Origin of the sequence: unidentified bacterial endosymbiont (assembly GCF_918797525.1) — a bacterium.
Classification (GTDB): domain Bacteria; phylum Pseudomonadota; class Gammaproteobacteria; order Enterobacterales; family Enterobacteriaceae; genus Enterobacter.
The window spans coordinates 410258-431937 of the sequence record NZ_OU963893.1; the positions used below are offsets into that span (position 1 = coordinate 410258).

18 protein-coding genes and 3 pseudogenes are annotated in these 21680 nt (G+C 53.2%); 11 read left to right on the forward strand and 10 right to left on the reverse strand.

The window, feature by feature from the left end:
- Window positions 1-217: 217 nt before the first annotated feature.
- From ccdA to NL510_RS01960, 3 genes and pseudogenes are all read left to right on the forward strand, one after another.
- Window positions 218-436, forward strand: a complete 219-nt coding sequence (gene ccdA / locus NL510_RS01950) for a type II toxin-antitoxin system antitoxin CcdA (protein ID WP_253381159.1) — start codon at window positions 218-220, stop codon at window positions 434-436.
- A 1-nt stretch (window position 437) separates the two neighbouring features.
- Window positions 438-614: pseudogene (locus tag NL510_RS01955) on the forward strand (CcdB family protein); the annotation flags it as partial.
- 520 nt (window positions 615-1134) lie between these two features.
- Window positions 1135-1299: pseudogene (locus tag NL510_RS01960) on the forward strand (tyrosine-type recombinase/integrase); the annotation flags it as partial.
- A gap of 384 nt (window positions 1300-1683) precedes the next feature.
- Here NL510_RS01960 and NL510_RS01965 read toward each other — a convergent pair.
- Window positions 1684-1965: a YjcB family protein gene (locus NL510_RS01965; RefSeq protein ID WP_253381161.1), complete on the reverse strand. Its 282-nt coding sequence runs from the start codon at window positions 1963-1965 to the stop codon at window positions 1684-1686.
- A gap of 578 nt (window positions 1966-2543) precedes the next feature.
- Between NL510_RS01965 and NL510_RS01970 the strand changes: the two genes are divergently transcribed.
- Window positions 2544-4112, forward strand: a complete 1569-nt coding sequence (locus NL510_RS01970) for a cyclic di-3',5'-guanosine monophosphate phosphodiesterase PdeC (RefSeq protein ID WP_253381163.1) — start codon at window positions 2544-2546, stop codon at window positions 4110-4112.
- 6 nt (window positions 4113-4118) lie between these two features.
- Here NL510_RS01970 and soxS read toward each other — a convergent pair whose 3' ends face one another.
- Window positions 4119-4445 (reverse strand): superoxide response transcriptional regulator SoxS, encoded by a 327-nt coding sequence (gene soxS / locus NL510_RS01975; protein ID WP_013095071.1) that lies wholly within the window; start codon window positions 4443-4445, stop codon window positions 4119-4121.
- Window positions 4446-4543: 98 nt separating this feature from the next.
- Between soxS and soxR the strand changes: the two genes are divergently transcribed.
- The 4 genes from soxR to NL510_RS01995 all read left to right on the forward strand — a co-directional run bounded on the left by soxR (window position 4544) and on the right by NL510_RS01995 (window position 9404).
- Window positions 4544-5002, forward strand: a complete 459-nt coding sequence (gene soxR, locus NL510_RS01980; RefSeq protein WP_253381165.1) for a redox-sensitive transcriptional activator SoxR — start codon at window positions 4544-4546, stop codon at window positions 5000-5002.
- Between the two features lie 287 nt (window positions 5003-5289).
- Window positions 5290-5955, forward strand: coding sequence for a glutathione S-transferase family protein (locus NL510_RS01985; RefSeq protein ID WP_253381167.1), 666 nt, complete (start codon window positions 5290-5292; stop codon window positions 5953-5955).
- A 302-nt stretch (window positions 5956-6257) separates the two neighbouring features.
- Window positions 6258-7607, forward strand: coding sequence for a guanine/hypoxanthine transporter GhxP (ghxP, locus tag NL510_RS01990; RefSeq protein ID WP_253381169.1), 1350 nt, complete (start codon window positions 6258-6260; stop codon window positions 7605-7607).
- Window positions 7608-7757: 150 nt separating this feature from the next.
- Window positions 7758-9404 (forward strand): Na+/H+ antiporter, encoded by a 1647-nt coding sequence (locus NL510_RS01995; protein WP_253381171.1) that lies wholly within the window; start codon window positions 7758-7760, stop codon window positions 9402-9404.
- Window positions 9405-9419: 15 nt separating this feature from the next.
- Here the strand turns inward: NL510_RS01995 and NL510_RS02000 are convergent, their stop codons facing one another.
- Window positions 9420-10325 carry a LysR family transcriptional regulator gene (locus NL510_RS02000; protein WP_253381173.1) on the reverse strand — a complete coding sequence of 302 codons (906 nt, stop codon included), beginning with the start codon at window positions 10323-10325 and terminating at the stop codon, window positions 9420-9422.
- Window positions 10326-10425: 100 nt separating this feature from the next.
- Here NL510_RS02000 and NL510_RS02005 point away from each other — a divergent pair, with 100 nt between their 5' ends.
- Together NL510_RS02005 and NL510_RS02010 are read left to right on the forward strand one after the other, a co-directional pair.
- The gene (locus NL510_RS02005) at window positions 10426-10848 is read left to right on the forward strand and encodes a CidA/LrgA family protein (protein WP_253381175.1); all 423 of its coding nucleotides are present in this window, start codon (window positions 10426-10428) and stop codon (window positions 10846-10848) included.
- Entirely contained in the window at window positions 10829-11536 is a 708-nt protein-coding gene (locus NL510_RS02010; RefSeq protein WP_253381176.1) for an LrgB family protein, read from the forward strand. The genes NL510_RS02005 and NL510_RS02010 overlap by 20 nt, the downstream gene beginning before the upstream one ends.
- A gap of 35 nt (window positions 11537-11571) precedes the next feature.
- On the opposite strand, the gene actP is transcribed toward NL510_RS02010, so the two are convergent.
- From actP to acs, 3 genes are all read right to left on the reverse strand, one after another.
- Window positions 11572-13221 (reverse strand): cation/acetate symporter ActP, encoded by a 1650-nt coding sequence (gene actP / locus NL510_RS02015; protein WP_253381178.1) that lies wholly within the window; start codon window positions 13219-13221, stop codon window positions 11572-11574.
- Window positions 13218-13532 (reverse strand): DUF485 domain-containing protein, encoded by a 315-nt coding sequence (locus tag NL510_RS02020; RefSeq protein ID WP_253384707.1) that lies wholly within the window; start codon window positions 13530-13532, stop codon window positions 13218-13220. The genes actP and NL510_RS02020 overlap by 4 nt, the downstream gene beginning before the upstream one ends.
- An 83-nt stretch (window positions 13533-13615) precedes the next feature.
- The gene (gene acs / locus NL510_RS02025) at window positions 13616-15574 is read right to left on the reverse strand and encodes an acetate--CoA ligase (protein WP_253381180.1); all 1959 of its coding nucleotides are present in this window, start codon (window positions 15572-15574) and stop codon (window positions 13616-13618) included.
- Window positions 15575-15997: 423 nt separating this feature from the next.
- On the opposite strand from acs, the gene gltP reads away from it, so the two are divergent.
- Entirely contained in the window at window positions 15998-17311 is a 1314-nt protein-coding gene (gltP, locus tag NL510_RS02030; RefSeq protein WP_253381182.1) for a glutamate/aspartate:proton symporter GltP, read from the forward strand.
- A 39-nt stretch (window positions 17312-17350) separates the two neighbouring features.
- Here gltP and NL510_RS02035 read toward each other — a convergent pair whose 3' ends face one another.
- The 4 genes and pseudogenes from NL510_RS02035 to NL510_RS02050 form a co-directional block, all read right to left on the reverse strand.
- Window positions 17351-18025, reverse strand: coding sequence for a tetratricopeptide repeat protein (locus NL510_RS02035; RefSeq protein ID WP_253381184.1), 675 nt, complete (start codon window positions 18023-18025; stop codon window positions 17351-17353).
- A 349-nt stretch (window positions 18026-18374) separates the two neighbouring features.
- Window positions 18375-20522 carry a formate dehydrogenase subunit alpha gene (fdhF, locus tag NL510_RS02040; protein ID WP_253381186.1) on the reverse strand — a complete coding sequence of 716 codons (2148 nt, stop codon included), beginning with the start codon at window positions 20520-20522 and terminating at the stop codon, window positions 18375-18377.
- A gap of 246 nt (window positions 20523-20768) precedes the next feature.
- Window positions 20769-21353, reverse strand: a complete 585-nt coding sequence (gene phnH / locus NL510_RS02045) for a phosphonate C-P lyase system protein PhnH (protein WP_253381188.1) — start codon at window positions 21351-21353, stop codon at window positions 20769-20771.
- 108 nt (window positions 21354-21461) lie between these two features.
- Window positions 21462-21665: pseudogene (locus NL510_RS02050) on the reverse strand (GntR family transcriptional regulator); the annotation flags it as partial.
- Window positions 21666-21680 lie beyond the last annotated feature (15 nt).

Genomic DNA, 21680 nt, shown 5'->3' on the forward strand with positions numbered 1-21680 from the left:
TCGCCCTCCGGTGCTATACACCATGAAACGGACTTTAGGTAATTTAAATTAGTGACTATATGTCTGATTATTATAATAATGCAAATTATAACATAATGGTAAAATCGCATAACAAAACTTATGGGTAATTAATAGTATGCTTTTTTAAGCTATCACCACAGCATGCCTGTCATCTATACTGATGTGCATATCATAAGTATGTTAGTGGGGGCTTATAATGAAGCAGCGTATTACTGTCACTATAGACAGTGACAGCTATCAGTTACTCAAATCCGCAGACGTAAATATTTCCGGCCTGGTGAATACCGCCATGCAGAAGGAGGCCCGACGTCTTCGCGCGGAACACTGGCTGGCTGAAAATCAGGAAGGGATGGCTGAGGTCGCCCGGTTTATTGACGTGAATGGCTCCTTTGCCGATGAAAACAGGGACTGGTGAGATGCAGTTTAAGGTTTACACCTATAAAAGAGAGAGCCGTTACCGCCTGTTTGTGGATGTGCAGAGCGACATCATCGATACTCCAGGCCGGCGCATGGTGATCCCGTTGGCCAGTGCCCGTCTGCTTTCGGATAAGGTCTCCCGCGAACTCTATCCGGTGGTACACATCGGGGATGACAGAAACCCTAAGTTTTATTAGCCCCAATAAAAATGGAAAGAAAATCGCCTCCATTTTTATTTGTGATACGGTAGAAGCACTTATCTAACGAACTGTTTGCTTCAATAATAACGTTGTTTTTGTGCCCTGGCGCCGCGATTCTTTAAGCTGAAAAAAAGTGTCTTCGACTTCTTCTCTGGATATGTCCGGTTGAGGTTAGCAAAGCTTAAGAATGCATTGCATCATCAATATGATTATTGAAGAAAAATATTTAATTTTTCCCGATGAGTCCAGTTTCGAGAAACTATCAGGCATTTTTGTCTCATGTATTGTCTGGATACTTATGCTGGCTGGTAAAAACACTGAAGCAGAACAAACACCCATAAATTATCTCCATCAACAAGTTTAATTTATTATTTAATCAACTTTCTAATAATTAATAAATACGGTGAGAAATTGAATTGTAGAAAGTTATTGCCAGCAACCATCTTCGAGGAAGATCCATCCATAAACAGTGCGTGCGCTACGTGAAAAATAACTAATGAACAACGTCATTCCCCTGCAGAACTCACCAGAACGCGTTTCGTTATTACCGATCGCCCCGGGCGTAGATTTTGCGACCGCGGTAGCATTACGACGCATGGCCACCTCCACCGGTGCCACTCCTGCTTATCTTCTGGCTCCCGAAGTGAGCGCCCTCCTCTACTCTACGTCTATTAGACGTCCACCATATCACCCCCCCCCCTGAAAACTATTGGCGAGGGCTATAAAATAGATCCGGTCAGGGATAGGGTTCCTCAGTGCCCTAATTGTCACACGATGGTGCACAGGTCGAATGAATCCAGACCATTGTCGGTTGAGGCGCTGCAAAGCATAATCGACACAGCCAAAAAACAGGCCGGTGCTACCGGCTAGTTAACGTTACTTCTTTTATTATGCTTACGCTGGCCGCCTGGGGATTGCGTTAGCAGAAAACAAAAAAGAGCACATGTATTCCATGAACTCTTTCGTAAATGTCTCGGTTATTTTGGCTATCTTTTGCTGAGCAGTACGCAAAGGAGGCTTTTAACATCGCGTTTCACTGAGTCTCTCAGGTAATGACCATCGGCCAGTCCGGTGGGGTATGGCTCATGGCTTCGACCATCACGACTTTGATATTTTCCCATACGGTAGCGATATCCAGTAGCGTGATGCCCAGCAGGCCTGTCGCGAACCAGCACGCTGCGCCCACACCCAGCAGCGTGCTGATTACCGCAAGACCCGCGTAGTCAGATTTACGAAACTGTATGTTTAGCGTGCTGGCTAAAAACATCAAAACCGCACTGAACAGTGGCCAGCGCAGGAGTACCATGCTGGTGGTAATGGTTGCCATAAAATCCATCCTCAACAAAAGAGACTAACTGGAATGAAACAGTGTTTCTCGTTACACGATATGTGTGAACTGTATCACAGTTGCTGTTTTATTCGCCAGACTGTTTTTTAGTAAACTGAAGAATATATCCTTCAGGCCTGAGGCAGCTTGCGTAAGGCAAGGGGCGCTGCGTGGCCGAACCGTGCCGGTTAAGCCTGCTCTGTGTCAGGCGCACGCGAAAAGCAAGAATCACGGAGGTATAATCAACGCTTAAAATACCTGCGAGTAGATAGCTAAAATTTCACCTTCATTTTGTGGCTTTTTTATACTGACAGAAATTGGGCTAAATCAAGGTCCTCTGTTGCGCTATCTTAAAACGTCTTGCTTAATCTGGATAAATATATTCCTTAATAAAAACGGAACGAATACTTTTAGTTTAACTTACGGAAAAATATTATCGTCATAACTCACTTTAAGATTTTTAATACTAAAAGTCAGTTGCTAACTTTTTATGATTCATGCAACGTAATCACCTGTTTATCAAAACATCCGGCCTTCATTACTACAGGCGTATAAAATGCAGGGATATAGGGCGGGAAATGAATCATAGCGCGCGGCGCAAGATGCTCAGGGTAGTAGGGATCATCATGGTAGTTTTACTGCCGGTGATGCTCGCCCTATGGTTTGCCCAGCTAAGAGCCGTGTCGGAAACAAGTGCCCAGCTGCGTACATTCGCTGATCTGGCTTTAGGCAAAACAGAGTTGGTAATACAACAGGTTGATCTGGCGCGTGATGCTGCCGAAAAATATACGGGTGAACATTGTACTGCGAAACATCGTCAATATATGTTGAACGCTGTTCGCGCTCGCCTGTTCGTCGCCGATTTAATTTATGCAGAAGGGCAGGAATTTCGTTGTTCAACCCTACAGTCTCCGGACCTGCCTTACGTTATTTCCGCCGCAAATTTCACGCGTAAACCCGATGTCGCAATCTATTATTATCGCGATACGCCATTTTTTTCTGGCTATAAAATGACATATATGCAGCGTGGGAATTATGTTGTTGTGGTCAACCCGCTTTCATACAGTGAGGTGATGTCGGCAGATCACTCCCTGGCATGGGGCATTTACGATACAGTGACCAATGCATTTTTTTCCGTTAGCCAGCAAGCCAATATTGCTTTATTAAATTCGATGATTCTACACAGGGAACCATCATTTCAAAAAGAAGGCCGTTTCTATACGATCGTCAATTCCGATAAACGTCCTATTGCTGCCATCGTATCGACTTCTGACAAACGCTTTTATGGCGTTCTCTATCACCAGGCAACATTAATGCTGCCGCTAGGGATGATATGCAGCATCATCATTCTGCTGGTGTGGTCGCGTACCCAGCGTGAACTCAACTCCCCGGGACGTTTGCTACAACGGGCGCTACATAAACGTCAGCTTTGTGTTCACTATCAACCCATTATCGATATCAAAAATAATCAGTGCGTGGGGGCCGAGGCGCTGTTGCGCTGGCCGGGATTTAACGGACAGCCGGTGATGAGCCCAGTGGAATTTATTCCGCTGGCAGAAAAAGAGGGCATGAGTGAGCGAATAACCGATTACGTGGTGCAAGAGGTGTTCAGCGATCTTGGTCATTTCCTGGCGATCACTCCGCATCTCTATATCTCAATTAACCTGTCGGCCACCGATTTCCACTCCTCGCGCCTGATCGCCATGATTTCCGACAAAGCCCGGTTCTACAGCGTGAGCGCACAGCAAATCAAAATCGAAGTGACGGAACGGGGATTTATCGATGTGCCTAAAACGACGCCCGTCATTCAGGCTTTTCGCCAGGCTGGCTATGAAGTAGCGATTGATGATTTTGGAACAGGGTATTCCAACCTGCACAATCTCTATTCGCTGAACGTCGATATTCTCAAAATCGATAAATCCTTTGTTGATACCTTAACCACCAACAGTACCAGCCATCTTATTGCCGAGCATATCATCGAGATGGCGCAGAGCCTGCGGCTTAATACCATTGCGGAAGGCGTTGAGACGGCGGAGCAGGTGAGCTGGTTACTCAAGCGTGGCGTACAGTACTGTCAGGGATGGCACTTCGCGAAAGCAATGCCGCCGCAAGAATTTATGACCTGGCAGCAGCAACCTTCACGCTGATTGGCGTTAATTCAACTGGTGGCGGTAATCGCTCGGCGTGCGGTCGAACTCGCGGCGAAACACGCGGGAAAAGGTTTGTTGCGACACATAACCGAGATCCATTGCGATATCAAAAATCGGCCGTTGCGTTGAGCGTAGCGCCTGAGCCGCCAGCAGCAGTCTGCGCTGGCGTATGTACTCACCCAGCGTCTGATGCATAACGGTGCGGAACATCCGCTGAAGGTACCATTTCGAATAGCCCGATTTTTTAGCGACCACATCAATGTTTAACGGTTGGTCGATATGTTCATCAATCCATTCAATAAGTGTCTGAATAATTTGCTGATGCGACATAAGGTTGCCCCTCTGTGGATACAACTATCTTTGTTGATTCGTCGTTTTCTCTGTGGGGGAGTATAATTCCTCAAGTTAACTTGAGGTAAAGGGGTTTTATGGAAAAGAGATTGCCGCGAATAAAAGCGCTTTTAACGCCCGGCGAAGTAGCAAAACGAAGCGGTGTGGCGGTATCAGCGCTCCATTTCTATGAAAGCAAAGGGTTAATTAAGAGCATCCGCAATGGCGGAAACCAGCGGCGCTACACGCGCGATGTCCTCCGCTATGTTGCGATTATCAAAATTGCGCAACGTATCGGTATTCCCCTGGCCACGATTGGCGATGCGTTCGGCGTGCTGCCAGAAGGGCATACGTTAAGCCCGAAAGAGTGGAAACACCTTTCGTCCCAGTGGCGTGAAGAGCTCGACAGACGCATCCATACGCTGGAGGCGCTGCGTGACGAGCTGGATGGTTGTATCGGATGCGGCTGTTTATCACGCAGCGATTGTCCATTGCGTAACCCGGGAGACAGGCTGGGCGAGCAGGGGACGGGCGCACGGCTGCTGGGGGAGGAGTGAGTAGGTGCTATCCGGCGTCAAATGGCTAAAAAACTAAAGCGCCAGACTTAGGCGCTTTAGTTTATTCCCGGTCTTTCTGTCTATCCCGCTGGTTCACGGGAGGGTTTCCCCTGACATCAGCACCCCTTGTGTCGAGCTGGTTGAGAAGGTTCCGGCTTGTGCTGACACTTTAATTCTATGTTCTACCCTGAATTTTGCCAGCCTGACTGGCGCTTATTTAGGCAAAATTTTTTCGCGATGTTGTTCGATTTTCTATAGTTAATATGTATGAATCACAGGAGATAGACATGCTCACGTTACACCACCTTAACCAGTCGCGATCGCACCGGGTTATTTGGGCACTGGAAGAGCTTTCCCTTACCTATGAAATAGTTCACTATCAGCGTGAAAAAACCATGCTTGCCCCTGAATCCCTGAAAAAAGTGCATCCATTAGGAAAATCGCCGGTTCTTGAAGACAACGGGCTGATCCTCGCGGAGTCGGGAGCAATTCTGGAATATCTTCAGGAAACCTACGATCCAGGTTCACGGCTAAAACCGTTAGAGCCCGCCCATAAGGTGCAGTACCGCTTCTGGTTGCATTACGCAGAAGGTTCACTGATGCCGCTGCTGTTAATGAAGCTGGTGTTCAACAGTCTGGGCAAGCCCCCCGTTCCCTTTGGTATCAGAACGCTGGGTAAAGCGCTCGGGCAGGGCGTACAAAAGGCCTATCTCAACCGGCAGATCGAGGCACATGCACGTTTTATCGAATCACATCTTTCACGAAACAGCTGGTTCGCCGGTGATTCACTCAGCATGGCTGACATTCAGATGAGTTTTCCGATATTTGCGCTACTGACCCGTGGCGGTATCGATAATTTGCCGCATACCCAGGCCTGGAAGGAAAAGGTTGAGAGCAGTCCGGGCTGGCGGAGAACGCTCGAACAGGGCGGGCCGTTAAGTCTCCCCGGGTAAGGGTCAAGTGTAACGAAATTGCGCATCGACGATAACGTTTGCGCATCCTCTGCTTTATTCTTCAGCGTCATAAGGTAATTTTAGTGAAAAATGAGAAAGTTCAGTTGAAAAGGGCGGGTATTAGGCTAGATAATCGTTTGCCTTAAATTTACCACCCGTTTTGCAAGTGCGGAGCTAAACGTTTGCTTTTTTTGTGACGCCCTTTCGTCGCAAACGCAGCACAAGGATCTGACGTTTTGCTGGCAGTGGAGTCTCCACCACGCTTACGGACTTTCTATAAAAACTCTCAGGGGATGTTTTCTATGTCTACGCCATCTGCGCGTAATGGCGGTTCACTTGACGCCATGTTTAAAATTTCTGCTCGCGGTAGCACCGTGCGCCAGGAGGTTGTTGCTGGTCTGACAACGTTTCTGGCGATGGTCTACTCCGTCATTGTTGTGCCAGGCATGCTGGGCAAGGCGGGCTTCCCGCCTGCCGCCGTCTTTGTTGCCACCTGCCTGGTGGCGGGTGTTGGTTCCATCGTGATGGGCCTGTGGGCGAACCTGCCGCTGGCGATTGGCTGTGCCATCTCCCTGACTGCCTTTACCGCTTTCAGCCTGGTGCTGGGTCAGCACATCAGCGTACCGGTCGCCCTTGGTGCCGTGTTCCTGATGGGGGTGCTGTTCACCATTATTTCTGCGACCGGCATACGTAGCTGGATTTTACGCAACCTGCCGCAGGGCGTGGCGCACGGTACCGGTATTGGTATCGGCCTGTTTCTGCTGCTGATTGCTGCCAATGGCGTTGGTCTGGTGGTGAAGAACCCGCTGGACGGCCTGCCGGTTGCGCTGGGCCATTTCGCCAGCTTCCCGGTCATTATGTCCCTGATCGGTCTGGCGGTGATTATCGGCCTGGAAAAACTGAAAGTGCCGGGCGGTATCCTGCTGACCATCATCGGTATATCCCTTGTCGGCCTCATTTTCGATCCTGGCGTGCATTTTTCCGGTATTTTCGCTATGCCATCGCTGAGCGATGATCAGGGCAACTCCCTGATTGGCAGTCTGGATATCATGGGCGCCCTGAACCCGGTCATCCTGCCAAGCGTGCTGGCGCTGGTGATGACCGCAGTGTTTGATGCTACCGGGACTATCCGCGCGGTAGCCGGCCAGGCAAATCTGCTGGATAAAGACGGTCAGATTATCGATGGCGGCAAAGCGCTGACCACCGACTCCCTGAGCAGCGTCTTCTCAGGCCTGGTGGGGGCTGCCCCGGCGGCAGTGTACATTGAATCCGCAGCGGGTACGGCGGCAGGCGGCAAAACCGGCCTGACGGCGATCACCGTAGGGGTGCTGTTCCTGCTGATTTTGTTCCTCTCACCGCTCTCTTACCTCGTGCCAGCTTACGCCACTGCGCCAGCGCTGATGTACGTCGGCCTGCTGATGCTGAGCAACGTGGCGAAAATCGACTTTGCTGACTTTGTTGATGCCATGTCTGGCCTGATCACCGCAGTATTTATCGTGCTGACCTGTAACATCGTTACCGGCATCATGATCGGTTTTGCGTCGCTGGTGATCGGTCGTCTGGTCTCCGGTGAGTGGCGCAAACTCAACATCGGCACGGTGATTATCGCTATCGCGCTGGTGGCGTTCTACGCGGGCGGCTGGGCAATTTAAATTGACCTTTGATGCGAAAACGGGTGGCTTTGGCTGCCCGTTTTTATTTTCAGAACACACATCGTTGCCATTTGCGTTACTCTCTGGACGATAGAATAAAAGGCACGACGCCTTCCGTAGTAAATAAGTAACACAGCAAACAGGGAACGCATGGAAATTTTCTTCACAATACTCATCATGACCCTTGTGGTCTCGCTATCCGGGGTAGTCACACGCGTACTGCCCTTCCAGTTACCCCTCCCATTAATGCAAATTGCCATCGGCGCGCTGCTGGCGTGGCCCACGTTTGGCCTGCACGTTGAGTTCGACCCGGAACTGTTCCTCGTGCTGTTCATCCCGCCGCTGCTGTTTGCCGATGGCTGGAAAACGCCGACGCGCGAATTCCTGGAGCATGGCCGGGAGATCTTCGGCCTCGCGCTGGCGCTCGTTGTGGTGACGGTGGTCGGGATTGGTTTCCTGATCTACTGGGCGGTGCCGGGCATACCGTTGATTCCGGCCTTTGCGCTGGCCGCCGTGCTCTCTCCAACCGATGCCGTGGCGCTGTCTGGCATTGTGGGGGAAGGCCGCATTCCGAAGAAAATCATGGGCATTTTGCAGGGAGAGGCGCTAATGAATGACGCTTCTGGCCTGGTCGCCCTGAAGTTTGCCGTCGCGGTCGCGATGGGGACGATGGTCTTTACCGTTGGGGGGGCCACCCTGGAATTCTTCAAGGTGGCGATTGGCGGTATCCTGGCGGGCTTCGTGGTGAGCTGGCTGTACGGTCGTTCACTGGGTTTCCTGAGCCGCTGGGGCGGCGATGAACCGGCGACGCAGATCGTTCTGCTGTTCTTGCTGCCGTTTGCTTCTTATCTGATTGCCGAACATATTGGCGTGTCTGGCATTCTGGCGGCGGTTGCGGCCGGTATGACTATCACCCGTGCGGGCGTGATGCGCCGTGCGCCGTTGGCGATGCGCCTGCGTGCGAACAGTACCTGGGCAATGCTGGAGTTTGTGTTTAACGGCATGGTATTCCTGCTGTTGGGCCTGCAGTTGCCGGGTATTCTGGAGTCCTCGCTGGTGGCGGCCGAAGCCGACCCGAACGTCGAAACCTGGATGCTATTCACCGATATTGTCTTGATCTACCTGGCGCTGATGCTGGTGCGTTTTGGCTGGTTGTGGACGATGAAGAAATTCAGCATGCGCTTCCTGACGAAAAAGCCGATGGAGTTCGGTTCGTGGACAACGCGTGAGCTATTGATTGCTTCCTTCGCCGGGGTTCGTGGGGCGATCACCCTCGCGGGTGTGCTCTCCATTCCGCTATTGTTACCGACAGGCGATGTCTTCCCGGCCCGTTATGAGCTGGTATTCCTGGCGGCAGGCGTAATTCTGTTCTCGTTGTTTGTCGGTGTGGTGATGCTCCCTATTTTGCTGCAGCACATTGAGGTGGGCGACCACACGCAGCAGCAGAAGGAAGAACGCATAGCACGTGCCGCTACCGCTGAAGTGGCGATTGTGGCGATCCAGAAGATGGAGGAACGGCTTGCCGCTGATGCTGAAGAGAATATTGATAATCAGCTACTTACGGAAGTCAGTTCGCGCGTAATTGGTAATTTGCGTCGTCGTGCGGACGGGCGCAATGATGCTGAAAGTTCGATGCTCGCAGAAAACCTGGAGCGCCGGTTCCGCCTGGCAGCGCTACGTTCAGAACGTGCTGAGCTGTATCACCTGCGTGCGACGCGCCAGATAAGCAATGAGACCCTGCAAAAACTGCTACACGATTTGGATTTGCTGGAAGCCTTGTTGATTGAGAACCAGTAACGCTGTTTGTGCCCCTCACCCCTGCGGTAAGGTCCAGGGTGAGGGGAAACTAAACCCCTCACAACATTTCAACCACGCCTGCGCGCTGTGCGACAGGTAAACCCCTTTCCGCCAAATCATACCTAACTGCCAGTGCAGCGGGCTCTCCAGCGGGATCCAGCGCAAGGTATTTTTATCCAGCCGTTCACAAATCGGCTGAGGCAGAATGGCAATCCCCACGCCCGCCTGCACCATCGCCGCGAGAAAATCCCATTGTCCGCTGCGCACGGCAACACGTGGCTTTACGTTATGGTGATTAAACAGCGCCATCAGCTGGCGGCTCAGCGCGAAATCTTCGTTGTAAATCAGTAAAGGGTGCTCGCCGAGCCGGTCGGGTTTTACCGAGTCTACAGTCAGCCAGTCGCCGGAACGCGGCACCAGCACACAAAGCGGGTGGCTAAAGAGCGGCAGAGCCGCCAGGCCGCTCTCTTCTTCCACCGGGAGCGCCGTCATGGCGACGTCCAGCTCGCCGTTGGTAACGGCCTGTTGCACGGTTAAGCCGCCAAACTCGGAAATCTTCAGCTCAACGCCGGGATAGCGCTGGCGAAAGAGGCTAATCGGCCCGGCCATCATCATTCCCACCATCGGCGGGATGCCCAGGCGCAATATGCCTTTTGTCAGGTGATTAATGTCGCCAAGCTCGGATTCCAGCTGACGGAACTCTGCAAGAATAGCCAGCCCACGTTCAAAGACCACGCGTCCGGTATCGGTCAGTAAAAGCTTACGCCCGTCGCGGATCAACAGAGTACAGTTGAGCTCATCTTCGAGGTTTTTCAGCATCTTGCTGATGGTCGGTTGCGTTACAAACAACTTCTCCGCTGCGCGGGTAAAACTCTGCTGACGAACCACCTCGACAAAATAGCGCAACGTTCTTATGTCCATGATTATTCCTCGAAACTATACCTTCGATAATTTTAATTCATTTCAGTCCATTACGTAGGGTCTCTATACTGGCGCCTCGTCTCATTTTGAGGAAAACCCCATGGCCGTGGCGTTAGGTCGTGTTACGCCTGCCGTTGTGCAACGACTTCAGGTACCCGTCCAGGTCCTGCTTTATGCGGGACTGTTTGTTTTCGCGCAATATCTTGTCGGCTGGCTGCATTTGCCGCTGCCTGCCAACCTGGTGGGCATGGTGCTGATGCTGGCCCTTATCCTCTGTCGCGTTATTCCCCTGAATTGGGTACGCGCGGGGGCGCGCTGGCTGCTGGCGGAGATGCTATTGTTTTTCGTTCCGGCGGTGGTCGCGGTAGTGAATTATGCGCAACTACTGATGGCGGATGGGTGGCGTATCTTCGCGGTCATTGCGCTCAGCACGCTGATGGTCCTCGGGGCAACCGCCTGGGTGGTGGATAAAGTCTATCGGTATGAAATCAGCAGGCAAAAGCATGACTCATTTTCAGATTAGCGTTCTGTGCCTGGTTGCCACCCTGGCTATCTACTTTGCTAACAAGCGTCTGTATCGCCGTTTTCATACGTTACCGCTCATGCCGCTGGTCTTCACCCCGCTCCTGCTGGTGTTGATGCTGATTTTCGGCCATATCTCCTGGCAAAACTATATGGGTGAATCTCACTGGCTGCTGTGGCTGCTGTGGCTGCTGTGGCTGCTCGGCCCGGCAACGATTGCGTTTGCGGTGCCCGTTTATGACAATCTCGTAATTATCAAACGACACTGGATGTCGCTGAGCGCTGGCGTCGTTACCGCCACGGTGGTGGCGGTGTGCAGTTCTGTCTGGCTGGCGCGCTTGTTTACTCTTTCTGATGAAATTCAGCGCAGCCTGGCCGTGCGTTCGGTGACCACGCCGTTTGCGCTGGCGGCGGCCAAACCGCTTGGCGGCCAGCCGGACCTGGTGGCATTGTTCGTGGTGGTGACGGGGGTTTTCGGCATGGCGGTGGGCGATATGCTGTTTCTGCGCTTATCGATCCGCGAAGGGATGGCGAAAGGGGCTGGATTTGGCGCGGCATCGCACGGTGCGGGCACGGCACGATCTTATGAACTCGGTCAGCAGGAAGGGGTTGTGGCAAGCCTGGTGATGATGCTGTCGGGCGTGGTAATGGTGCTGGTTGCGCCGCTGGTGGCGTGGGTGATGTTTTAAACTCCCCGGCCTGACGGCCGGGGAGGCGGAGCGGGTCAGTGCGCGCGGCCTTGCTCAACGCCCAGACCTGTTTGTGAGCGGATAAACTGGGCGCGGAATTTCTCACGCTCAAGATTACCCTCCGGCGAGTTATCGGTGGCCGAGAAGAACCAAATACCGATAAACGCCACGGCGATGGAGAATAGCGCCGGGTACTCATACGGGAAGACAGCTTTCTCGTGACCGAGGATCTGTACCCAAATGGTTGGGCCGAGGATCATCAGGAGCACCGCTGTCAGTAGCCCCAGCCAGCCGCCAATCATTGCACCACGGGTGGTCAGTTTTGACCAGTACATGGAGAGCAAAATGATGGGGAAGTTGCAGCTTGCCGCAATTGAGAAGGCCAGCCCCACCATAAAGGCAATGTTCTGTTTCTCGAACAGGATACCCAGCAGAATGGCGACCACACCCAGTATCAGCACGGTAATTTTGGAGACTCTCAGCTCATCACGTTCGCTTGCCCCTTTGCGGAATACGTTGGCATACAGGTCATGCGATACCGCAGATGCCCCTGCCAGCGTCAGACCTGCGACCACCGCAAGGATGGTGGCGAAAGCCACGGCTGAGATAAAGCCGAGGAACAGATTACCGCCCACCGCGTCAGCCAGGTGCACTGCTGCCATGTTATTCCCACCAATCAGCGCGCCCGCCGCGTCCTTAAACGCCGGATTCGCGCCCACCAGCATGATGGCGCCAAAGCCGATGATAAAGGTCAGGATGTAGAAGTAACCCATAAAACCGGTGGCGTAGAAGACACTTTTACGAGCTTCGCGCGCGTCGCTCACGGTAAAGAAGCGCATCAGAATGTGAGGCAGACCCGCGGTACCAAACATCAGTCCCAGGCCGAGCGAGAGTGCGGATATCGGGTCTTTCACCAGCCCGCCCGGGCTCATGATCGCCTCTCCTTTCGGGTGGACAGCCATCGCTTCGGTAAACAGATTATTAAAGCTAAAGCCGACGTGCTTCATCACCATAAAGGCCATAAAGCTGGCTCCAAACAGCAGCAATACCGCTTTGATGATCTGCACCCAGGTGGTCGCCAGCATGCCGCCAAATAGCACGTACATCACCATCAACACGCCCACGAGCACCACCGCAACGTGGTAGTTCAGACCAAAGAGCAATTCAATCAGTTTACCCGCGCCGACCATCTGTGCGATCAGATACAGTGCGACCACCACCAGCGACCCGCAGGCGGAGAGCATGCGGATCGGCCCTTGCTTCAGGCGATAGGATGCCACGTCGGCAAAGGTATAACGGCCCAGATTGCGCAGGCGTTCGGCAATCAGGAACAGTATAATCGGCCAGCCGACGAGGAAGCCGAGAGAGTAGATCAGACCATCGTATCCCGAGGTATACACCAGCGCGGAGATCCCGAGGAACGAGGCCGCAGACATAAAGTCACCCGCAATCGCCAGCCCGTTCTGGAAACCGGTAATGTTGCCGCCCGCAGTGTAGTAATCGTTACGGGAGCGCACGCGTTTCGACGCCCAGTACGTGATGTACAGCGTCAGCACGACGAAAATCAGGAACATGATAATCGCCTGCCAGTTAGTGGGCTGGCGCTGCACCTCGCCGGTAATGGCATCGGCCGCATTGGCAGCAAAGGGCAGTATGGCGGCCAGCGCCGTCAGAACTCGCTTCATGATACTTTTACCTCGCGCAGTACCGCTTTATTGAGACGATCGAATTCGCCGTTCGCACGCCAGACATATACCCCGGTTAGCACAAACGAAATCACAATCACGCCGATACCAATAGGGATCCCGCGCGTCACGCTGGTGCCTGCGTGTAGCGGAGTGCCGAGCCAGTGCGGCGCAAAGGCAATAAGCAAAATAAAGCCGACGTAGATAATCAGCATGATGATGGAAAGGGTAAAGGCAAACCGTTGCCGTTTTTCGACGAGCTCCCTGTAGTGCGCGCTATTCTCTATCTGCTGACAAATATCGTTATTCATCACAGAGTTCTCCAGAGGTAAGGGTGGTTTATTTTTATTCCCTCTCCCCGGATCGTACAGGGGAGAGGGTCAGGGTGAGGACATTACGATGGCATAGCGATGGCCTGCTTCTCTTCGAGCAGTTTTTCCACCACACCCGGATCGGCGAGCGTTGAGGTATCGCCGAGGTTACTGGTATCACCTGCTGCGATTTTGCGCAGGATACGGCGCATAATTTTGCCGGAGCGGGTTTTCGGCAGAGAATCAGTCCAGTGCAGCACGTCCGGGGTAGCCAGCGGACCAATCTCTTTACGTACCCAGTTGCGTACGTCGGCGTAGAGTTCAGGGGAGGGGTCTTCGCCATGGTTCAACGTGACGTAGGCGTAAATCGCCTGACCCTTAATGTTGTGTGGAATACCCACCACGGCGGCTTCAGCAATCTTCGGATGCGACACCAGCGCGGATTCAATCTCAGCCGTTCCCAGACGGTGGCCGGACACGTTTAGCACGTCGTCCACGCGTCCGGTTATCCAGTAATACCCGTCTTCATCACGACGGGCGCCGTCACCGCTGAAGTACATGTTTTTAAAGGTTGAGAAGTAGGTTTGCTCAAAGCGCTCATGGTCGCCAAACAGCGTGCGCGCCTGACCAGGCCATGAGTCTGTAATAACCAGATTGCCCTCGGTAGCGCCTTCCAGCGGGTTGCCTTCGTTATCTACCAGCGCAGGCTGTACGCCGAAGAACGGGTTCGTTGCCGACCCGGCCTTCAACTGAGTTGCCCCCGGAAGCGGCGTAATCATGAATCCGCCGGTTTCGGTCTGCCACCAGGTATCAATCACCGGACATTTCTCATTGCCGATTTTCTTCCAGTACCACTCCCAGGCTTCCGGATTGATTGGCTCGCCGACGGAGCCGAGGATGCGCAGGGAAGAACGGACTGTTCCTTCAATGGCTTTGTCGCCTTCGGCCATCAGGGCGCGGATCGCCGTTGGTGCGGTATAGAGAATGTTAACCCGGTGTTTGTCGACCACCTGACACATCCGTGCCGGGGTCGGCCAGTTGGGTACGCCTTCGAACATCAGCGTGGTCGCGCCGCAGGCCAGCGGGCCATACAGCAGATAGCTGTGACCGGTGACCCAGCCCACGTCGGCGGTGCACCAGTAGATATCGCCTGGATGGTAGTCGAAGGCATATTTAAAGGTGGTGGCCGCATAGACCAGATAGCCGCCAGTGGTGTGCAGTACGCCTTTCGGTTTGCCGGTGGATCCTGAGGTATAAAGGATAAACAGCGGGTCTTCCGCGTTCATCTCTTCTGGCTGATGCTGGTCGCTCGCGTCTTCAATCAAATCGCTCCACCACAAGTCTCGGCCCTCCGTCCAGTCGATGTTGCCACCGGTACGCTTAAGGACGATGACATTGCTGATGGTGGTGACGTTGGGATTCTTCAGCGCGTCGTCGACGTTTTTCTTTAGCGGAATGCCGCGACCAGCGCGTATGCCTTCGTCGGCGGTGATCACAAGCTTAGAGCTGGAATCGACAATACGCCCGGCAACCGCTTCGGGTGAGAAGCCGCCAAAAATAACGGAGTGAATCGCCCCGATGCGCGCGCAGGCCAGCATGGCCACCGCCGCTTCTGGCACCATTGGCATATAGATGGCTACCACGTCGCCTTTTTTAATGCCCTGCGCCAGCAGTACGTTGGCGAAGCGGCACACGTCGCGGTGCAGGGCTTTATAGGTGATATGTTTGCTCGCCGAGGCATCGTCGCCTTCCCAGATGATAGCCGTTTCATCGCCTCGTTCGGCAAGATGACGATCCAGGCAGTTTGCCGCCAGGTTCAGCGTGCCGTCCTCATACCATTTGATAGAGACGTTACCCGGCGCAAAGGAGGTGTTTTTCACCGTATTATACGGGGTGATCCAATCAAGAATGTGGCCTTGCTCACCCCAGAATAGATCCGGGCTGGTGATGGATTGCTGGTACTTCTCGTGGTACTGCTCTGGGGATATCAGGCAACGGTCCGCAATGTTTACGGGAATATCGTGTTTGTGAATTTGGCTCATGGCTTTTTTTCTCCTTGTAAGATGTTAATAATATGTCTCAAAAACGTTAATAGTAGGGGCTTTACAAGCTTTGTTTACTATTTGGGCTACAGATCACGCATTAATTGAACAGGTTGAAAAATGAGCGAATGAAACATTGAAGGAAAATAATTTAGGGTAGGGATTATTCACAAATGAGCGGAAAAAAGCGTTTTTATAACAAAAGGTTATTTATAAGAATTATTACAAACTAGCGTCATAGAGGCTTTTTTGAGTGAAACGCCTCGTTCTTTAAGGCTTGCGCAGCATGCCGTGCAAATGATACTCATACGCCGCGTTAAAAAATCCCATAAACCAACGCAACACAATTCATACCCTTTCAGTATGGCCCCCTGTTCTGGCAGTTTGCATAAACAGGGCGCTTCATTGAGGAAGTCAGTTTTTATGAAAAACGTTAAAGTCAGCCTCGCCTGGCAAATTTTAATCGCCCTTGTGCTGGGCATCTTGCTGGGCAGTTATCTCCATTATCATAGCGACAGCCGCGAATGGCTGATCGTGAACCTGCTCTCTCCGGCAGGCGATATCTTTATTCATCTGATCAAGATGATTGTGGTACCGATTGTTATCTCGACGCTGGTGGTCGGAATTGCAGGCGTCGGCGATGCGAAGCAGTTAGGCCGCATAGGCGCGAAGACCATTATCTATTTCGAAGTGATCACCACAATTGCCATTATCCTCGGCATTACCCTGGCAAACCTGTTCCAGCCAGGCGCAGGGATTGATATGTCGCAACTGGCGACGGTGGATATTTCGAAATACCAAAGCACTACCGCCGACGTGCAGAGCCACGCGCATGGCCTGATGGGTACCATTTTGTCCCTGGTGCCGACCAATATCGTGGCGTCTATGGCGAGGGGTGAGATGCTGCCGATTATCTTCTTCTCGGTGTTGTTTGGTCTGGGGCTCTCTTCTCTGCCCGCGACGCACCGAGAACCGCTGGTGACCGTGTTCCGCTCTATCTCCGAAACCATGTTCAAAGTGACCCACATGGTGATGCGTTATGCGCCTGTCGGGGTGTTTGCGCTGATCGCCGTAACCGTGGCGAACTTCGGTTTTGCCTCTCTGTGGCCGCTGGCGAAGCTGGTGATTCTGGTGCACTTCGCGATCTTGTTCTTCGCGCTGGTGGTGCTGGGCATTGTGGCGCGCTTGTGTGGATTGAGCATCTGGATCCTTATTCGCATCCTGAAAGATGAGCTGATCCTGGCGTACTCTACGGCAAGTTCTGAGAGCGTTCTGCCGCGTATTATCGAGAAGATGGAGGCCTATGGCGCTCCGGCTTCAATTACCAGCTTCGTGGTGCCTACGGGTTACTCGTTTAACCTTGATGGTTCGACGCTGTACCAAAGTATCGCGGCAATCTTTATTGCTCAGCTGTACGGCATTGACCTGTCGCTGTGGCAGGAAATTGTACTGGTGCTGACCCTGATGGTGACATCAAAAGGTATTGCAGGCGTGCCGGGGGTATCCTTTGTTGTACTGCTGGCGACGCTTGGCAGCGTCGGTATTCCACTGGAAGGGCTGGCGTTTATCGCTGGTGTTGACCGTATCCTTGATATGGCACGTACGGCGCTGAACGTGGTGGGTAACGCCCTGGCGGTGCTAGTTATCGCCAAGTGGGAACATAAATTCGACCGTAAAAAAGCGCTGGCGTATGAACGTGACGTGCTGGGTCGTTTTGATAAGACGGCAGATCAGTAATGTTAACTGCCCCCTCTTTCCTGTGGGAAGAGGGGGACATTATTCCCCGCTCAACGCATCAAATTCCTCACACCCGGTATCAAACCCTTCGCTACAGCTCAGGTTTAACCAGTACAGCGCTTTCTGTTTATTGGGGGTGATAAAGCCTTTCTCGCCCTGCTGGAACAGCATGCCAGCCCAATACTCTGCATAACCGGTACGTGTCAGGGACGAGCTTCGCTTGAACCACGAAGCCGCTGTGGCATCGTCCTGGGCGACTTCAACGCCATTGGCATAAACCAGCCCCAGCAGGAGTTGTGCATCGACCGCGGAGTCACTATCACTGTCCTGGGTAGCCGTCTGCAGCAGTCCAATGGCCTGAGGATAATCGGTCTTGCCCGCCTGAGTGTTCACCAGCACGCGTGCCAGCATGATGGCTCCCCGTTTGCTGCCCGCGATAGTGGCCTGTTGCGCGAGGGCTTTAGCTTGAGTGTACTCGCCCCGGGTAAAGAGGATTTGTGAAAGCAGCCCCATCGCGTCGATATCGCCCCCTTTAGCCGCTTTCTCAGCCCAGCGTTCGGCCTGTTGGCTATCGCCAGAGCTGAAGTACGTATCGGCAAGGTAGTACTGGGCGCGGGGATCGCCTGCTTCGGCCTGCTCTTTGTACTGGCTGCCAATCTCGTCTGCATGGACGAGCGAGGTACAAAGTAATAACAGTAATAACAGAGATTTCATGGCTTCTTATCATCGGGGCACATGTCGCGCAGTATAGTCGCGGTCACGGAAGAAAAAAACGGGTGCGTTAAGACCTCAGCATCCTACAAGCCGGGCGCAACTATCGTCCCGCCCGATGAGATTAGCCTGCGTTACCGGCTAGTTTTGCAGACGCCTCCTGATGTTCACCCTTTATTTTCAACTCGCACAATCCCTCTGAATTAAAAGGGCAAAGATGTAAATCTAATCCGCGTTATTGACATTATTTTGCGCGACATCTTCCGCACTCTATATTGTCATGCCTAATAATCCGATAAAAACAAAAAGGGATGAATTTATCATCCCCTTTTCAGCCGATTAATTAACGGCTTCAACCCATTGCGCTTTCACGCAGGCGGGCTTTCAGTTTGTTATATTCATCGATGACATACTGTTCGGCAGCGTGTTGGTCAGCAATTGGCTCAACGCGCACAGCGCAGTATTTATACTCCGGCGTTTTGGTTATCGGGCTGAGATTTTCAGTCACCAGCTCGTTACAGGCTCCAATCCACCACTGGTAGGTCATGTAAACCGCGCCTATGTTTGGACGGTCACTCACTTGCGCACGGGTGATGACCCGGCCTTTTCGCGAGTTTACCCATACCAGCGCTTCATCCTCAATACCAAGACGTCTAGCATCGGCGGTGTTGATCTGAGCATAGCCAGGTTCATCCGCCAGCGCTGCCAGCGCCGCACAGTTACCGGTCATCGACCGACAGGAGTAATGGCCTACTTCACGCACCGTAGAAAGTACCATCGGATATTCTTCTGTGAGTTTATCGATTGGCGCGACCCAGTCGCAGGTGAAGAACTGCGCCAGCCCGTTCGGGGTGTCGAACGTCTCTTTAAACAGATACGACGTACCCTGATCGGCCTTCGACTCATCCCGACATGGCCACTGGATGTACCCCAGCTCACCCATTTTTTCATAGGTGGCGCCGTAGAAATCCGGACACAGATATCGCAACTCATCCCAAATTTCCTGGGTGTTGTTGTAGTGCATCGGGTAACCCATACGGGTGGCGATTTCGCTGATGATCTGCCAGTCGGTTTTCAGATCCCACTTCGGCTCTACCGCTTTAAAGAAGCGCTGGAAGCCGCGATCTGCTGCCGTATAAACGCCTTCATGTTCGCCCCATGACGTCGACGGTAAAATGACATCCGCCGCAGCCGCGGTTTTGGTCATAAAGATATCCTGGACAATGACCAGTTCCAGATCCTCAAACCCTTTACGCACCGCAGACAGCTCGGCGTCGGTCTGGAGAGGATCTTCACCCATGATGTAGGCCGCCCGTACTTCCCCATGCGCCGCCCGGTGCGGCAGCTCGCTAATGCGATAGCCCATACGTTCCGGCAAGCTCTCGACACCCCATGCCTTCGCGAATTTCTCGCGATTTTCCGGGAACTTGACGTACTGATAGCCCGGGTAGGTATCCGGGAGTGCGCCCATATCACACGCGCCCTGCACGTTATTCTGGCCGCGAATCGGGTTAACGCCGACGTGCGCTTTGCCCAGATTTCCGGTCAGCATGGCGAGGCTTGTCAGGGAACGCACGGTTTCCACGCCCTGATAGAACTGGGTTACGCCCATGCCCCACAGAATGGCCGCGGTTTTCGCAGCGGCATATATGCGCGCTGCCTGGCGGATCTCCTGGGCACTGACGCCGGTTATCGCTTCAACCGACTCTGGCGTGTAGCCCTCGACGATTTTCCGATACTCTTCAAAGCCTTCCGTACGGCTTGCGATAAACGCGTGGTCGTACAGGTTCTCCTCAATAATGACGTGCCCTATCGCGTTCAACAGCGCGATATTCGAGCCGTTTTTCAGGGCGATGTGCATATCCGCAATACGCGCTGTTTCGATTTTGCGCGGATCGCAGACGATGATTTTCGCCCCATTTCGTTTCGCATTAATCACGTGATTAGCGACGATAGGGTGAGAATCCGCTGGGTTGTAACCGAAAATAAACACCAGATCGGTGTTGTCTATCTCATTGATGGCATTACTCATTGCGCCGTTTCCGACCGACTGGTGCAGACCTGCAACCGATGGGCCGTGTCAGACGCGAGCGCAGCAGTCGACGTTATTGGTTCCAATAACGGCGCGCGCGAATTTTTGCATCACATAGTTGGTTTCATTTCCCGTACCGCGCGAGGAGCCAGTGGTTTGAATGGCATCCGGGCCATATTTGGCTTTGATCGCGCTCAGTCGCGTGGCGACGTAGTCCAGCGCCTCGCTCCAGGAGACGGCTTCCAGCTTGCCACCGCGCTCGCGGCGGATCATCGGACTTTTCAGGCGCGGGGTCAGGATTTGGGTATCGTTAATAAAATCCCAGCCGTAGAAACCTTTCAGGCACAGCGTGCCCTGGTTGGTTTTCCCCTGTGCCGCCTCTGCCCGTACGATTTTGCCGTTATCGACCACCAGGTGAATCTTGCAACCTGAGGCACAATAAGGGCAAACCGTGACGACTTTTTTCATCAGTCTGCTCCCGTTAATAAATGCTTACGCACCGGATATGCAGCTTTTATGCCATGTTTTTACTGTGGGCATTTCCAGACGTTGCGGCCGACAGGTAGGTCAAACCCTGACGAAAAACAGGCAATCGTCAAAATTGACGTGTCGAAGGGGCGGGGGTTGTGACAGTTGAGTGCCTGCGAAAATGCTTTATCCGTGTAGAGCTGGTGCCGGCGAGGCTGGGGCATTACCCCTCAAACGGCAGGTGCTTTAACACACCTCTACGTGGGTGGTCCGTGGGATCGCCAGCAAGCGCTCGCCGCAGGTCAGGATCAGGTCGATACCGAGCGGGAGCGGATGCGGGCGCTCGATCAGTTCATGGATAACGCACTCCGGCAGTTGCGGCGCGACCATGCGTTCCTCGGCGATACCCGCCCCCGTGAGGCGCAGCATCCGTCCACCGCTCAGGCTGGCAACCTGTAAAATCAGCGTGGTGCTGGTTTCCGGGGCGATAGCCGCGTCTTCACTCAGGGCATTCAGTTGCCCAGGGCTGATTTGTCCATCGGCCACGGCAAAAACCGCCTGTTCAGGCTGTTCAACCAGCGGGGCACCGGTGTGAAAACGCAGATTCTGGCTGGCTATATCATTCAACAATCCCTCTGAGAGCCACACCGGAGTGCTGTTATCAGCCAGGGTCACCAGCACGCTGGTGGTCGCCAGATTTAACGGCATCCAGCCCTGAGTAAGCTGATGCAATGAGACGATCACGCCGGGCTCGCTCATCGCTTTCAGCAGACGACGAACGCTTTGTTGGGCATCCTGGACGGCAAGGGTAAAAGCGGGTTGAAGCGTCATGCAATGTCTCCGCGAACGTATACGTCACTGTAGGCAAGCACGCGTATCTGGCGCGGATGAGGGGGGGTGTGGAATGGCATTCAGTGCTCCATGGTAAATTCAATCATGTCGGCGCTGTACCCAGCCGCGCTCGACCAACTGATCGATGGCACGGCGCAGGGTGTGACGGTTAACGTCGTATCGGTCGGCAAGCTGTTGTTCCGCAGGCAGGTAGTCTCCGCAGCGGTAGTGCGTGCTCAGTTCTACTTCGAGCTTTGCCGCAATCTCTTGCCAGCGGGTGGGATAGCTGGTCGGATGTCTGGATAAGGGCATACAGATCAAAGCCTC